This is a genomic window from Streptomyces sp. GLSS-08 (assembly GCF_056387915.1).
This window is the reverse complement of sequence record NZ_JBWJAQ010000025.1, coordinates 65,408-80,400: the sequence shown is the minus strand read 5'-3', so window position 1 is coordinate 80,400 and position 14,993 is coordinate 65,408. Positions and strand designations below refer to the sequence as shown.

The following is a 14,993-nucleotide window of genomic DNA, read 5'->3' as shown; positions in this document are numbered from 1 at the left end:
AACCTCATGCGCATTGTGGTTCTGGCAGGCGGCATCGGTGGTGCCCGGTTCCTGCGCGGTCTGAAGCAGGCCGCGCCGGACGCGGACATCACGGTCATCGGCAACACCGGGGACGACATCCACCTCTTCGGGCTGAAGGTCTGCCCGGACCTCGACACGGTGATGTACACGCTCGGGGGCGGCATCAACGAGGAGCAGGGCTGGGGGCGTGCCGACGAGACCTTCCACCTCAAGGAGGAACTCGCCGCGTACGGGGTCGGGCCCGAGTGGTTCGGGCTCGGTGACCGTGACTTCGCCACGCACATCGTGCGGACCCAGATGATGGGAGCGGGCTATTCGCTCAGCGCCGTCACCGAGGCGCTGTGCGACCGGTGGCAGCCGGGCGTCCGCCTGATCCCCATGTCCGACGACCGGGTGGAGACGCATGTCGCCGTCGAGGTCGACGGCGAGCGCAAGGCGATCCACTTCCAGGAGTACTGGGTGCGGCTGCGGGCCTCCGTCGAGGCGCTGGCCGTGGTGCCGGTCGGGGCGGAGCAGGCGAAGCCCGCGCCCGGGGTCCTCGAAGCCGTCGCCGAGGCCGACGTCGTGCTCTTCCCGCCCTCCAACCCCGTGGTGTCCGTCGGCACGATCCTCGCCGTGCCCGGTATCCGCGAGGCGATCGCCGACGCGGGCGTCCCCGTGGTCGGCCTGTCCCCCATCGTCGGGGACGCGCCCGTGCGGGGCATGGCCGACAAGGTGCTGGCCGCGGTGGGCGTCGAGTCGACGGCCGCGGCGGTCGCCGAGCACTACGGATCGGGTCTCCTGGACGGCTGGCTCGTCGACACCGTGGACGCCTCCGCCGTGGAGCGCGTCGAGGCCGCGGGCATCCGCTGCCGTGCCGTACCGCTGCTGATGTCCGACCTCGAAGCCGCGGCGCGGATGGCACGCGAGGCGCTGACGCTGGCGGAGGAGGTGCGGGGCGCTTGAGCGGGGGGCTGTCCGCCGACGGGACCGCGCCCGCCACGGCACCCGGTTACCGGGTGTGGGCCGTGGCCGGGCTGCCCGAGGTCCAGCAGGGCGACGACCTCGCCAAGCTCATCGCCGCTGCCGAGCCGTCCCTCCTCGACGGCGACGTGCTCCTCGTCACCTCGAAGATCGTCTCCAAGGCCGAGGGGCGGATGGTCGAGGCGGCCGACCGCGAGGCGGCCATCGACGCCGAGACCGTCCGCGTGGTGGCCCGGCGCGGGACCCTGCGCATCGTCGAGAACCGGCAGGGGCTCGTGATGGCCGCCGCCGGGGTCGACGCGTCGAACACGCCCGCCGGGACCGTGCTGCTGCTGCCCGAGGACGCCGACGCGTCCGCCCGCGCCCTGCGCGACGGGCTGCGGGACGCGCTCGGCGTCGACGTCGGCGTGGTCGTCACCGACACCTTCGGGCGGCCGTGGCGCACCGGGCTCACCGACGTCGCCATCGGGGCCGCGGGCGTACGGGTGCTCGACGATCTGCGCGGGGGCACGGACGCCCACGGCAATCCGCTGAGCGCGACCGTCGTCGCCACCGCCGACGAACTGGCCGCCGCGGGCGACCTGGTCAAGGGCAAGGCCGCCGGGCTGCCCGTCGCCGTCGTGCGCGGGCTGGCGCACACGGTGGCCGAGGACGACGGCGAGGGGGCCCGGGCCCTGGTGCGGGGCGCGCGCGACGACATGTTCCGGCTCGGCACCTCCGAGGCCGTACGGGAGGCGGTGACCCAGCGGCGTACCGTGCGGGCCTTCACCGACGAGCCCGTGGACCCGGGCGCGGTACGGCGTGCGGTGGCCGCGGCGGTGACCGCTCCGGCGCCGCATCACACCACTCCCTGGCGGTTCGTGCTGCTGGAGTCCGAGGGGGCCAGGACGCGGCTGCTCGACGCGATGCGGGACGCGTGGATCGCGGATCTGCGGCGGGACGGGAAGACGGCGGAGTCCATCGCCCGGCGGGTGCGGCGCGGGGACGTGCTGCGACGGGCGCCGTACCTGGTCGTGCCGTGTCTGGTCACGGACGGTTCCCACACGTACGGCGATCCGCGGCGGGACGGCGCCGAGCGGGAGATGTTCGTCGTCGCCGCGGGCGCCGGCGTGCAGAACTTCCTGGTCGCGCTGGCCGGGGAGCGGCTCGGCTCCGCATGGGTGTCCTCGACCATGTTCTGCCGCGACGTCGTGCGCGAGGTGCTGGAGCTGCCCGAGGGGTGGGACCCGATGGGCGCCGTGGCCGTCGGACACGCCGCCGAGGAGCCGAGGGCCCGCCCGGAGCGGGACGCCGCGGCGTTCATCGAGGTGCGCTGACCCCGGTACGGCTGCTGCCGGGCCGTGGCCACCGCGGACGGTGTCCCCAAGCCGTCCGGACCGCCTACTCTCGTAGGGCATCCCGAACCCCTAGGACCTCACCCGTGGCCGGACGTTTCTCTCCCGGGCCGACGCGTACCACCGTGCGCGGCGGGCATGTCGTCGTGCCCGGCGGTGTGCCGCGGCCCGCGCCCGAGCCCGGCCGCGCGCGGACCTGGACGCCGCCGGGGCCGCTCGACCTCGGTCTGGTGCTCGGCCCCCTGCGCCGGGGACCGGGTGACCCGACCTTCCGTACGACACCGGACGGGTCCGTGTGGCGTGCCACCCGTACGCCCGCCGGTCCCGGGACCCTGCGGGTCGCGTTGCGGGGCGGGGCCGCCGAGGCCGAGGCGTGGGGGCCGGGGGCGCAGTGGCTGCTGGAGCAGCTGCCCGAGCTGCTCGGCGCCGCGGACGACCCGGACGCCTTCGCACCGCGCCACCGGCTGGTGGCGGCGGCGCGGCACCGGCGGCCGGGCCTGCGGCTGACCCGCACCGGGCTGGTGCTGGAGTCCCTGATCCCCTCGATCCTGGAGCAGAAGGTCACCGCGGACGAGGCCTACCGGGCGTGGCGGCTGCTCGTGCGGCAGTTCGGGGAGCCCGCGCCGGGCCCCGCGGCCGGGCGGATGCACGTCATGCCGGACCCCCGGACCTGGGCGCTGATCCCGTCCTGGGAGTGGCACCGGGCCGGCGTCGACAACAAGCGGGCGTCGACGATCCTGCGCGCGGTACGCGTGGCCGCGCGGCTGGAGGAGGCCGTGCGGCTGGACCCGGTGCGGGCGCAGGCCCGGCTGGAGCTGGTGTCCGGGATCGGGCCGTGGACCTCCGCGGAGGTGGTGCAGCGCAGCCACGGGGCGGCGGACTCGGTGACGGTCGGGGACCTTCACCTGCCCCGGATCGTGGGGTACGCGCTGGCGGGCGACCGTGACGCGGACGACTCCGTGATGCTGTCGCTGCTGGAGCCGTACGCGGGCCAGCGGCATCGTGCGGCCCGGTTCATCCTGCTGGCGGGCCGCACGCCGCCGCGACGGGTGCCGAAGATGCCCGTGTGGGACATCGGCCGGCTGTAGGCAGGGCTACTGGTCCGACGAGAAGCGGACCGCGCCCGCCGGGATGCGGGCGTCGCACCACACGCGCACGCCGTCGCGGAGTTCGTTGTCGGCGCCGACCGTCGCGCCGTCGCCGACGACCGTGCCGGTCAGGATCGAGCGCCGGCCGATACGGGACCGCGCGCCGATCAGGGAGTCCGTGATGACGGCGCCCGGCTCCACCACGGCGCCGTCCAGGACGGTGCTGCCCGTGATGCGGGCGCCCTCGCCGACCACCGCGCCCTCGCCGACGACCGTGCCGCCGGTCAGCTTGGCGTCCGGGGCGACGGACGCGGTGGGCAGGACCAGGCGGTCGCCGCAGCGGCCGGGGACCGCCGGGGAGGGGGCGCGGCCGAGGACGAGGTCGGCGGAGCCGCGTACGAACGCCTGCGGGGTGCCGAGGTCCAGCCAGTAGGTCGAGTCCACCATGCCCTGCAGATGAACGCCGGTGGCGAGCAGGTCCGGGAACGTCTCGCGCTCCACCGAGACGGGGCGGCCCGCCGGGATGGTGTCGATGACCGAGCGGCGGAAGACGTACGCCCCCGCGTTGATCTGGTCGGTGACGATCTCCTCGGGGCTCTGCGGCTTCTCCAGGAAGGCCGTCACCCGGCCGGTCGCGTCCGTCGGCACCAGGCCGTACGCCCGTGGGTCCTCGACGCGGGTGAGATGCAGGGAGACGTCCGCACCCGAGGTCTCGTGCGTGCGGACCAGGGCCGGGATGTCCAGGCCGGTGAGGATGTCGCCGTTGAAGATCAGGACCGGGTCGTCCGGGCCCGAGTGCAGCCGCGAGGCGACGTTGCGCAGGGCGCCGCCGGTGCCGAGGGGCTCCGCCTCGGTGACGTACTCGAGGTGGAGGCCGAGCGCCGAGCCGTCTCCGAAGTAGGGCTCGAAGACCTCGGCCAGGTACGAGGTCGCCAGGACGACGTGCTCCACGCCCGCCGCCCTCGCCCGCGCCAGCTGGTGCGTGAGGAAAGGGACCCCGGCCGCCGGGACCATCGGCTTGGGGGTGTGCACCGTGAGCGGACGCAGCCGGGTGCCTCTGCCGCCGACCAGGAGGATCGCTTCTGTCACCTGTCGTCTTCGCTTCCTGCTGGGGCCGGCCGAACTGTGTTGCGGCCGGCCAGTGTATGCAGACCGTTGGACGGCCGATCCGACGGCGGCACCCCTCGCCGTACCGGGGCGCCGGCCCTCATCGGCCCTGGTAGCGGGCCGCCGTGGAGCGGGCCGTGCCGAGCTTGGTGTAGAGACGGCGTCCCGGACACTCGGTGGCGAAACCGTCCCGATGGCCCGAGATCACGTTCAGTCGTACGTTCTTTCCTTTTCGGTAGAGATTGCCACCGCCGGACTTCAGGTATGTCTTGCCGCGCGGATTGGCCCCGAACAGGCCCAGCTTCCATGCGGTGAGCCTGGCGACGGCCTTGACCGAGGCCGCGGAGGGCTTGGCGGAGCCGAAGCTGCCGAGGACGGCGATCCCCATGCTGTTGCTGTTGAACCCGAGTGTGTGGGCGCCCATGACGGGCTTCGCCACGCCCCCGGCGCGGCCCTCGTAGATGTTTCCGCACTTGTCGACGAGGAAGTTGTAGCCGATGTCCCGCCAGCCGCTGCTCCTGACGTGGTAGCGGTAGATACTGCGGATGACCGAAGGTGCCTGTGCGCAGCGGTAGTTGTTGCCCGACGCCGTGTGGTGCACGAAGGCCGCCTTGACCTTGTTGGTGTACACGAAGCCGCGCTCGCGCAGCCCCTCGTCGGCGCCCCAGCCCCGGCGCGTGACGATGCGCGGACGCGGGCCGATGTACGGCTGGACGCGCCGCTCGTTCCCGGCGGCGCGCTGTCCGCTCCGCCGGCCCGCCGGCATCGCCCGGAAGCTCTCCCGCTCCGCCCGCCCGCTCAGGAACTCCGCGACCGTCCGCTTGTGGGACAGCGCCGGGAACTCGGTGGCACCGGCGCGCGGGGCGTCCACGGGTCCACGGGTCGGGGGCTCCGCGCCGGGGTCGACGAGTTCGAGGTGCAGGCCACGGGGGAAGGGCGAGTCGTCGAAGGCGCCGGCGCGCTCGTCCGCCTCGGCCTGCACCCGCACCTCGACGCCGTTGGAGTTGCCCACCCACAGGGGTGCCGTCGCCCCGCGCACCCGGCCCGAGGCGCGCTCGGCGGTGTCCGGGTCGGCCGCGTGCTCGTGGTTGTGCGTCTCGACGTCCTGCCAGCCGGACCAGCGGCCGCTGCCGACGGCCCGGGTACGGACCTGGACCCGGCCGAACAGTTCGGTGTCCGGGTCGTCCCAGATGACGCCGACCAGCGAGAAGGGCCGTACGTCCCGGCGCTGGAACCCCTGTTGGGGCGTGGCGGCTCCGGCGGAGCGGTCGGCGGGGAGCGGGGCGAGAGGGAGGGATTGGGTGCTGCCCGGCAGGGCCGCACGGGAGGCCGCGGGGGCCTGTTCCGGAGCAGTCGAGGCCGAGGCGGGCAGGGCCCCCGGAAGGGTGAGGGCCGCCGCGCACGTGACACCGATCGAGGAAGCAAGAAATCCACTCATGCGAATGATCGTGGACATAGTCATACATATCTGTCCATCGCGGAATTGACGACCCGTCCGGCCCATTCGTCCGAACCGGCGACCCGCCGGCTCCGTCCCGCCCGCCGCCCCCGCGTACCCTGACCCGCGTGACCGCCACCGACCGCACCCCTGCCGACCTGCTGCGATCCGCGCTCGCCGCGGACCCCGCACGCCCCCTGGTGACCTTCTACGACGACGCCACGGGCGAACGCGTGGAACTGTCCGTGGCCACCTTCGCCAATTGGGTGGCCAAGACCGCCAACCTGCTCCAGGGCGAGCTCGCCGCCGAGCCGGGCGACCGGGTCGCCCTGCTGCTGCCCGCGCACTGGCAGACGGCGGCGTGGCTCCTCGCGTGCTCCTCCGCGGGCGTGCTCGCGGACGTCGGGGGCGACCCGGCCGCGGCGGACCACGTCGTCGCGGGGCCCGGCCGCTTCGAGGAGGGGCTCGCCTGCCGGGGTGAGCGCATCGCCCTCTCGCTCGCCCCGCTGGGCCGCCGCTTCCCCACCCCGCCCGCCGGGTACGCCGACTACGCCGTCGAGGTGCCGAGCCAGGGCGACCGCTTCCAGCCGTACGCCCCGGTGGACCCCGAGGAGCCGGCGCTGATCGTCGCCGGGTCCGAGTACACCGGTGCGGAGGTCGTCGAGCGGGCCCGTGCCGCAGCTCCCGGGTTCGGCCTGACGGGGCCCGGCTCCCGGCTGCTGTCGGCGCTGCCGTACGACACCTGGGAGGGGGTCTGCGCCGGGCTGTACGCGCCGCTGGCGGTCGGCGGGTCCGTGGTGCTGTGCCGCAACCTCGACCGGCTGGGCGAGGACGCCCTGGGCCGGCGGATCGAGAGCGAACAGGTGACGGCGACGGCACGGTAGCCCCCGGGAGTGTGTGACTACCGGAAGTGCGTCACTCCTATAAGCGGCACGACGGTATGACCCAGGGCTGGGCTCGTCCTGGCGACGGATGCCCGCGGCCGTCGCCGGCCCTCCCCCGTTCGGCTCACCGTCCGTGGGCCCCACGCCCCCGTTCGGGCCATGGTCGTAGGAGCACGGGACGCTCGTACGCCAGGAGGTGGGGTGGATGCCGACGTGACGGACACCGCGGGCCCGCCCTCCGGACGTCCGGGCGACGACGCGCCCGGGCGGGCGGACACGCTGGGGCCGGGCGCGGGGGCGTCGCCCACCGGTGCGGGTCTCGTACGGCGCCGCAGGCGCTGGCTGCGCCACACCGCGATCGGGGTCGCCGCGGTGACGGCCTGCGCCGCGGCGACCGGCTGGGCGGTGTACGAGAAGCTGAACTCGAACATCACCTCGGACGACGACGCCGCCGCCGAGCTCGCCCGGTACGAGAAGGAGCGGCCCACCTCACTCGTGCGCGAGGCACAGAACATCCTGCTGATCGGGTCGGACTCACGCTCCGGCGACGGCAACCGCAAGTACGGGCGGGACTCGGGCACCGAGCGCTCCGACACCACCATCCTGCTCCACCTGGCCGCCGACCGGCACAGCGCGACGGCCGTCTCGCTGCCACGGGACCTGATGGTGGACGTGCCCGGCTGCCGGCGCCCTGACGGCACCCGCACCGAAGCGGTCTTCGCGATGTTCAACTACGCCTTCCAGGCCGGTGGTTCGGCCTGCACGATCCGGACCGTCGAGAAGCTGACCGACGTCCGGGTCGACCACCACGTCGTCGTGGACTTCAGCGGCTTCAAGGAGATGGTCGACGCGATCGACGGCGTCCGGGTGTGCCTGAAGGAACCCATCGACGACAAGGCCGCCAAGCTGCGGCTGCCCGCGGGCAAGGTGACCCTCAACGGCGAGCAGGCGCTCGGCTACGTACGCGCCCGCAAGAGCATCGGCGACGGCAGCGACACCGACCGGATGGACCGCCAGCAGCGGTTCCTCGGCGCGCTCGTCAAGAAGGTGCAGAGCAACGACGTCCTGCTCAACCCCACGAAGCTGTATCCGCTGCTCGACGCGGCGACCTCGTCGCTCACCACCGATCCGGCGCTGGCGAGCCTGCGCGGGCTGTACCAACTGGTGCGCGGCATGCGCGACATCCCTACGGAACGGGTGCGGTTCCTGACGGTCCCCCGGACGTCGTACGCCTACAACGCGAACCGGGACCAGCTCGTGGAGCCCGCGGCGGACCTGCTCTTCGCGCGGCTGCGTGCGGACGCGCCGGTGGAGGTCTCGAAAGAACTTCCGGAGGACTCCGCCGAGCGGAGCCGGGGTGCGGCCCCGCGGCCCGGGGAGGACCCGTACGGGCGGGGTGACGAAGGGCCGTACGACTCCTCCCACGACCCGGACCCGAGTGCGTCGCGCGGCTCCGCGGCGGAGCCGGGCGGCGACGGGAAGTCCGGTGGCGGAAGGCCCGACAGCCCCGTGGAAACCCCCGAACCGGCGCCCACGTTCCGCGGCAACACGGCCGCCGACGACGGCTGCGGGTAAAGCGCACGCCAAGACGGGGAACACCAGTCCCAAGAAATGGGGCGGATTGCCCAGTTGTAGGGGAGTGGAATTTGTCACCGCCGTCGACCGACGCTGAACTGGGCGGATAGTGTGAGCGATCCGGTGCACCCGGCCACGAGGACTGTCCTGGGGGTCGCGCACTGCTTGACCGAGACCCGAGCGCCTTTAGAGGGGGGACAAAGGCGCCGCGTGGCCCCGACGGAGGATTCAGACAACCGTGGACGCGCAAGGCCGTGGGCGGGCGGACGACATCGACCCCGCAGACCAGTGGGTACTCAACCCGGACACCGGCGAATACGAACTGCGACTGACCCCTTCCGCAGCGCAACCGGGAGTCCCGAGACCGCGCAGGACCGGCACCGGTGGCGGGACCCGTACGCGCAGCACGCCCGCTCGGGGGAAGAGCGGCGCCAAGCGCGACACCGTCGCCCCCGACACGCTGCCCGGCCCGCGCCGGCGCCGTGGCACGCCCGCCGAGCCGCCGCAGCCCCCGGGCCGGCGCCGCTCGCGGCCGGGCAAGAAGCCGAAGCAGTCGAAGGCGAAGAAGATGCTGCTGTGGACCGGCGGCTCGATGGCCTTCGTGCTGATCGGCGTCAGTGCCGCGGGATACATGTACCTCAAGCATCTCGAGGGAAACGTCAACACGACGGATGTCGGCAGCGCCGGCAGCGAGGGCTTCAGCAAGGACGAGGCCTTCAACCTGCTGATCATCGGCACCGACAAGCGCACCGGCAAGGGCAACGGCGGCTACGGCGACAAGAACAGCGTCGGGCACGCGGACACCACCATCCTGCTGCACGTCGCCAAGGACCGCTCGAACGCGACGGCGCTGAGCATCCCGCGCGACCTGATCACCGACGTCCCGAACTGCCCGACGATTCAGGACGACGGCTCCGAGAAGGACGTCCCGGGCTCGCAGAGCGTCCGCTTCAACACCAGCCTCGGGCAGGGCGGCCGCAACGCCGGCTGCACCATGCTCACCGTCAAGGCGCTCACCGGCATCAAGCCCGACCACTTCATGATGGCCGACTTCAACGCGGTCAAGACGCTGACCTCCGCGGTCGGCGGCGTCGAGGTGTGCGTGGCCCACCCGGTCGACGACAAGGAATCGCACCTCAAGCTGCCCAAGGGCAAGTCGACGGTCGCCGGCGAGCAGGCCCTTGCCTTCGTGCGCACCCGGCACAGCTTCGGCAACCAGGGCGACCTCGACCGCATCAAGGTGCAGCAGCAGTTCCTCGGTTCGCTGATGCGCAAGATGTCCTCCAGCAACACCCTGACCAACCCCTCCAAGCTCTACAAGCTGGCAGAGGCGGCCACCGAGGCGCTGACCGTGGACACCGGCATCGGCAAGGTCAGCACGCTCAAGGACATGGCACTGGAGCTCAAGAAGGTGCCGCCGAAGAACATCACCTTCACCACGCTGCCGGTGCTCGACAACCCCGCCGAGACGGTCAAGGCGACGGTCGTCGTCGACGACACCAAGGCGAAGCCGCTGTTCGAGGCGATGAAGAACGACGTGTCGCTGACCGAGGTGAAGAAGAAGGAGAAGAAGGAGAAGGCCGCCGTGGCCGCCCGCCTCAAGGGCTCCCGCTCCGCCGCCTCCGACATCCGCGTCGACATCTACAACGGAGGCGCCAAACCCGGCTCCGCACAGCGCACTCTCAGCTGGTTGCAGAATGATGAGGGCGTGATCAAGTCCAGCCAGCTCGGAAACGCAGACGAAACGCTGAGCAAGACCACCCTGGAGTACTCTCCGGACCAGGCGGACCAGGCGCGCAAGCTGGCCGACATCATGGGGTTGTCCGCTTCCGCGCTGAAGCCCGGCAAGAGCGAGGAGAACTCCCAGGGGCTGCCCGCGATGGTGCTGACCCTCGGCAAGGACTTCAAGGGGGCGGGTGTGCCGCTGACGGGTTCGTCGGTGGACCTGGACGTCGACAAGTCCACGGCGGACAAGCAAGTGTGCGCCAGTTGATGACCTGACGGGTCCGTCACGCGTCCAACCAATAGGGGCGCTCGCGCGTCCAACCGGACGCGGGACGGGCCCGTTCGTCAGGTGCAGGGTGGGGAGGCAGGGGTATGGCGCAGAGCGGTGTGCGCGGGGAGGGGGCACGGTCACGTGTCCGGCACGCGGGTGAAGCCTGGGACGAGGGTCTGAACGACGAGAACGGCGACCCGGCCCGGGAGCCCGGCGAGCCGGCCCGGGAGGAGTCAGGACCCGCTCTGAAGGACGGCGACGGGCCGCCCCCCGAGACGCAGGGACGCGGCGGACGGCACGGCGGCCGGCGGCCCGGCGGCGAGAACCGCGGGCCGCGCCGCAGACGCCGTGTGCTGCGCTGGTCGGCGATGGTTCTTGCGCTGCTGATACTCGGCACCGCGGGTGCCGGCTATCTCTACTACCAGCACCTGAACGGCAACATCGAGAAGGACGACCTGAACATCGGCGACGCCAAGGACAGGGCCGCCGCGCCCAAGCCGAACGCGGCCGGGCAGACCCCGCTGAACATCCTGCTGATCGGCTCGGACGCGCGGGACACCAAGGAGAACCAGAAGCTCGGCGGCGCCAGGGACACGTTCGGCGGCACCCCGCTCGCCGACGTGCAGATGCTGCTGCACCTCTCGGCGGACCGCACGAACATGTCGGTGGTCAGCATGCCGCGCGACACCCTGGTCGAGATACCCACGTGCACGGACCCGGACGACCAGGACGTGTACCGGGCGACCGTCGGACGGGTGATGACCAACCAGTCGCTCGGCCGTGGCGGCCCGGGCTGCACCGTGGCCACCTGGGAGAAGCTCACCAAGATCCACATCGACCACTTCATGAAGATCGACTTCGCGGGTGTGGTGTCGATGGCGGACGCCATCGGCGGGGTACCGGTCTGCGTGAAGGCCAACATCTACTCCAAGGACAGCCAGGGCCATGGCTCCGGTCTGAAGCTGAAGAGGGGCACCACGTCGATCAAGGGCAAGCAGGCCCTGCAGTGGCTGCGCACCCGGTACGGCTTCGAGGACGGCAGTGACCTGGCACGGGCCAGGGCCCAGCACCAGTACATGAACTCGATGGTCCGCCAGCTGCGCGAGAACGCCACCGTCAGCAACCCCAACAAGCTGCGCAAGCTCGCCGAGACGGCCACCAGGGCGCTGACCGTCGACGAGGGCCTCGGCACCGTGAAGAAGCTCTACGACCTCGGCAACGAGCTGAAGAAGGTCTCCCCGGAGCGCATCACGATGACCACGATGCCCAACCGGTACGTGGGCGCGCGGGTCGAACCCACGGACGACGCCACCAAGCTGTTCCGCCTCGTCCGCGAGGACATCGCGCTCGACGGCAAGGACGCGAAGTCCGCCGGGGACAAGGCCTCCTCGGACCCGGCCGCCGCCGACGACCGGATCGGCGTCACCGTGCAGAACGGCACACGCACGTCCACGCTCGCCCCGGTCCCCGGGCGGGCCAGCACCGTGAGCCAGTTGCTCGTCGGCAAGGGCTTCGCCAGGACGACGGCGGACACGGCCACGGCGACAGCCGAGGACGAGACGGTGATCCGCTACCCCAGCGCCGACCTGGAGGGCGACGCCCAGCGGGTCGCCAAGGCCCTGAAGGTCCCCTTCAGTGCGGTGGAGAGGTCCACGGACGTCTCGGGCGTCACGCTCGTCGTCGGCGCCGACTGGCGCGAGGGCACGGCGTACAAGGCCAAGGCCGACGACAACAAGACCCCGAAGACGGCGGACGCCCTCAACGGCGCAGACGCCGGTGCCTGCATGAAGGTGAACCCGGACTTCACCTCGTCCTAGAACGGAGCCGGGCCCCTCCCCCGGCGGCGACGCCGGGAGAGGGGCCCGGTCACGGACGGACAGGGTCAGTTCGGGCTCAGCACCGCCGGACGGCGCGAGGCGATGACCTTCTTCGCCAGCGCCTTCGGGCTGGTGAGGAAGCCCCACCCCCAGGACATGTGCATCGTCGCCAGGGCGACCGGGATCTGCAGCCGGGCCTTCGGCGGCAGCCCCTTGCCCGCCGGCACCGAACCGAGCGCGATCGCCGCGAGGTAGCCGCCGGGAACCAGCAGGCCCCAGGGCGTCACCGCGAGGCCGACCACCACGCCCGCGGCGATCGCGCACACCGCTGTCGGCGGCGCGAGGTAACGCAGGTTGATGGACCCCTCGTGGTAGCGGGCGACGACATGGCGCCAGCGCCCGTAGTCCTTGTACTGCTTGGCGAGGGCCCGCACGGAGGGGCGCGGGCGGTACGACACCCTGAGCTCGGGCGAGAACCAGATGAGGCCGCCCGCCTCCCGGATCCGGAAGTTCAGCTCCCAGTCCTGGGCCCGTATGAACTCCTCGTTGTAACCGCCCTGCTGCTCCAGGGCCTCGCGCCGGAAGACACCGAGGTAGACCGTCTCGGCGGAGCCGGCCTCACCGCCGGTGTGGAACGCAGCGTTGCCGACGCCGATCTTCGACGTCATGGCCGCGGCGACCGCGTGCTCCCAGTCGTTCTCACCCTCGGCGTGCATGATCCCGCCGACGTTCTGCGCGCCCGTCTCCGCCAGCAGGCGGACGGCGGTCGCGATGTAGTTCGGCGACAGGATGCCGTGTCCGTCGACCCGCACCACGACCGGATGCCGGGACGCCTTGATCGCGGCGTTCAGCGCGGCGGGGGTGCGGCCGGTGGGGTTCGGCACCGTGTGGACGCGCGGGTCTTCGCGGACGAGCTCGGCGGCGATCTCGTCCGTGCGGTCCGAGGACGGACCGAGGGCGATCACCACCTCCATCTCGCCGTCGTACTCCTGCGCCAGGATCGCTTGGACGGCCCCGCGCAGATGCCGCTCCTCGTTGAGGACGGGCATGATCACAGAAACGGCGGGGGGCGGCACGTCAGACTTCTCGCTCATCGGACGTCACGTTACCGCGAATGGGGGACACCGGTGCGCGCCGCGGGGGCGCGGACCCGGGCCGCAGATCGTATGGGCCTACGGTGCTCACGGATTCCCACGCCCGGCCCTCGCGGAGGCCCCCCTTGCCCACGCCGCCCACGCCGCCCCGCTCGCCCGCAGCACCGAAGCCCCGCCCACCGGAGCCGCCGCGTTCCCAGCGGCCCGCCGTACCGCGCGAGAAGCCCCGCTGGGCCATGCGGACGGTGACCACGCTCTCCGTGGTCGTCCTGGCCTCGGCCGGCATCGGGCACGCGGTGGTCACCAACCTCGACGCGGACATCGCCCGGGTCGACCCCTTCAAGGACATGAAGAACCGCCCCGAAGGCGGCAACGGCATGAACGTGCTGCTCGTCGGCACCGACGGCCGGGACCGGATCACCCCCGAGGAGAAGACCGAGTACCACCTGGGCGGCGCCCCCTGCCACTGCACGGACACGGTCATGATCGTGCACATCTCGGCGGACCGGGAGCGGGCCAGCATCGTCAGCCTGCCGCGCGACTCGTACGCCGAGACGCCCGCGCACACCGACCAGAACACCGGAAGGCGGCACGAACCCCACCCGGTCAAGCTCAACGCGGCCTACGCGGAGGGCGGCCCGCAGCTGACCGTGCGCACCGTCGAGAACATGACCCACGTCAAGATCGACCACTATCTGGAGGTCGACTTCACCAGCTTCATGAAGACGGTGGACGTGCTCGGCGGCGTGGAGATCTGCACCGCGCAGCCCATGAAGGACGCGTACACCGGGCTCGACCTGCCGGCCGGCTCGCACACGCTGCGGGGCGGGCAGGCACTTCAGTACGTGCGTTCCCGGCACGTCGACAGCGCCTCCGACCTCGGCCGGATGCAGCGCCAGCAGCGCTTCCTGGCCGCGCTGATCGAGAAGACCACGTCGTCCGGGGTGCTGCTGAACCCGATGAGGTTCCGGGACGTCACGCACGCCGTGCTCGGCTCGGTGCGCGCGGACAAGGCGTTCGGCACGGACCAACTGCTGGACCTGGGGCGGGCGATGCGGAACTTCTCGCCGTCCTCCTCCGAGTTCACCACCGTGCCGATCGCCGAGATGGCGTACCCCGTCAAGGGCGTCGGCTCGACCCTGAAGTGGGACGGCGCCAAGGCGGCGAAGCTCTTCCGCGCCCTCCGCGACGACGAGCCCCTGGCCTTGCACAAGGCCGGGCACAAGGCCCTGCGGGTCGATGTGGCGCCGCAGCAGATCCGGGTCCAGGTGGAGAACGCGACGCCGAAGGAGGGGCTCGGCGGACGCGTCGACAGCGCCCTCGCCGGCACCGGGTTCCTCACCACCCGGCTGCCCTCGAACGCGGCCGACCGGACCCTGAAGCGCACCGTCGTCGCCTACGACCCGCGCTGGGACCGCTCGGCGAGGTCCCTGGCGGCCGCCCTGCCCGGCTGCGAGCTGCGGGCGGTACGGGACCAGGGTCCGACGCTGAAGGTGATCACGGGGGCGGACTACCGGGGCGTACGGCGGGTGAAGGCCGCGGATCCCTACCAGGGGGAGTTCGGCGTGGTGACCGGCGATCAGGTGGTGTGCCCGTAGCGGTCCGCGCCGGGGAGCCACGGGGCGCTGCGCCCTGACCCGTGGTGCACCCGTAGCGGTCTGCGCCGGGAGCCGCGA

11 protein-coding genes are annotated in these 14,993 nt (G+C 72.3%); 8 read left to right on the top strand and 3 right to left on the bottom strand.

The window, feature by feature from the left end:
- Positions 1–6: 6 nt before the first annotated feature.
- From cofD to AC0ZLC_RS30660, 3 genes are all read left to right on the top strand, one after another.
- A complete protein-coding gene (cofD, locus tag AC0ZLC_RS30670) occupies positions 7–966 on the top strand; it encodes a 2-phospho-L-lactate transferase (protein WP_476755197.1) in 960 nt (319 codons plus the stop codon).
- Positions 963–2,300, top strand: a complete 1,338-nt coding sequence (locus tag AC0ZLC_RS30665; protein WP_476755196.1) for a coenzyme F420-0:L-glutamate ligase — start codon at positions 963–965, stop codon at positions 2,298–2,300. Before cofD ends, AC0ZLC_RS30665 begins: the two co-directional genes overlap by 4 nt.
- Positions 2,301–2,404: 104 nt before the next feature.
- Positions 2,405–3,406, top strand: a complete 1,002-nt coding sequence (locus AC0ZLC_RS30660; RefSeq protein ID WP_476755195.1) for a DNA-3-methyladenine glycosylase family protein — start codon at positions 2,405–2,407, stop codon at positions 3,404–3,406.
- 6 nt (positions 3,407–3,412) lie between these two features.
- Here the strand turns inward: AC0ZLC_RS30660 and manB are convergent, their stop codons facing one another.
- Both manB and AC0ZLC_RS30650 read right to left on the bottom strand, forming a co-directional pair.
- The gene (gene manB, locus AC0ZLC_RS30655; RefSeq protein ID WP_358854403.1) at positions 3,413–4,495 is read right to left on the bottom strand and encodes a mannose-1-phosphate guanylyltransferase; all 1,083 of its coding nucleotides are present in this window, start codon (positions 4,493–4,495) and stop codon (positions 3,413–3,415) included.
- A gap of 118 nt (positions 4,496–4,613) precedes the next feature.
- Complete coding sequence (locus AC0ZLC_RS30650) at positions 4,614–5,951, bottom strand: peptidoglycan recognition protein family protein (protein ID WP_476755194.1); 1,338 nt, start codon at positions 5,949–5,951, stop codon at positions 4,614–4,616.
- Positions 5,952–6,079: 128 nt separating this feature from the next.
- Between AC0ZLC_RS30650 and AC0ZLC_RS30645 the strand changes: the two genes are divergently transcribed.
- The 4 genes from AC0ZLC_RS30645 (at position 6,080) to AC0ZLC_RS30630 (ending at position 12,223) form a co-directional block, all read left to right on the top strand.
- A complete protein-coding gene (locus tag AC0ZLC_RS30645; protein ID WP_476755193.1) occupies positions 6,080–6,835 on the top strand; it encodes a TIGR03089 family protein in 756 nt (251 codons plus the stop codon).
- A 213-nt stretch (positions 6,836–7,048) separates the two neighbouring features.
- A complete protein-coding gene (locus AC0ZLC_RS30640; RefSeq protein ID WP_476755214.1) occupies positions 7,049–8,410 on the top strand; it encodes an LCP family protein in 1,362 nt (453 codons plus the stop codon).
- Between the two features lie 238 nt (positions 8,411–8,648).
- On the top strand, positions 8,649–10,403 hold the full coding sequence (locus AC0ZLC_RS30635; protein WP_476755192.1) for an LCP family protein: 1,755 nt from the start codon (positions 8,649–8,651) through the stop codon (positions 10,401–10,403).
- Positions 10,404–10,507: 104 nt separating this feature from the next.
- A complete protein-coding gene (locus AC0ZLC_RS30630; protein WP_476755191.1) occupies positions 10,508–12,223 on the top strand; it encodes an LCP family protein in 1,716 nt (571 codons plus the stop codon).
- A gap of 65 nt (positions 12,224–12,288) precedes the next feature.
- Here the strand turns inward: AC0ZLC_RS30630 and AC0ZLC_RS30625 are convergent, their stop codons facing one another.
- The gene (locus AC0ZLC_RS30625) at positions 12,289–13,317 is read right to left on the bottom strand and encodes a glycosyltransferase family 2 protein (RefSeq protein ID WP_476755190.1); all 1,029 of its coding nucleotides are present in this window, start codon (positions 13,315–13,317) and stop codon (positions 12,289–12,291) included.
- A 125-nt stretch (positions 13,318–13,442) separates the two neighbouring features.
- Between AC0ZLC_RS30625 and AC0ZLC_RS30620 the strand changes: the two genes are divergently transcribed.
- Positions 13,443–14,915: an LCP family protein gene (locus AC0ZLC_RS30620; RefSeq protein ID WP_476755189.1), complete on the top strand. Its 1,473-nt coding sequence runs from the start codon at positions 13,443–13,445 to the stop codon at positions 14,913–14,915.
- Positions 14,916–14,993: the final 78 nt, after the last annotated feature.

What these genes read in the sequence shown, in the direction of transcription:
- cofD (WP_476755197.1), top strand. Translation starts at nt 7, where the DNA reads ATGCGCATTGTGGTTCTGGCAGGCGGCATCGGTGGTGCCCGGTTCCTG.
- AC0ZLC_RS30650 (WP_476755194.1), bottom strand. Translation starts at nt 5,951, where the DNA reads ATGAGTGGATTTCTTGCTTCCTCGATCGGTGTCACGTGCGCGGCGGCC.
- AC0ZLC_RS30630 (WP_476755191.1), top strand. Translation starts at nt 10,508, where the DNA reads ATGGCGCAGAGCGGTGTGCGCGGGGAGGGGGCACGGTCACGTGTCCGG.
- AC0ZLC_RS30625 (WP_476755190.1), bottom strand. Translation starts at nt 13,317, where the DNA reads ATGAGCGAGAAGTCTGACGTGCCGCCCCCCGCCGTTTCTGTGATCATG.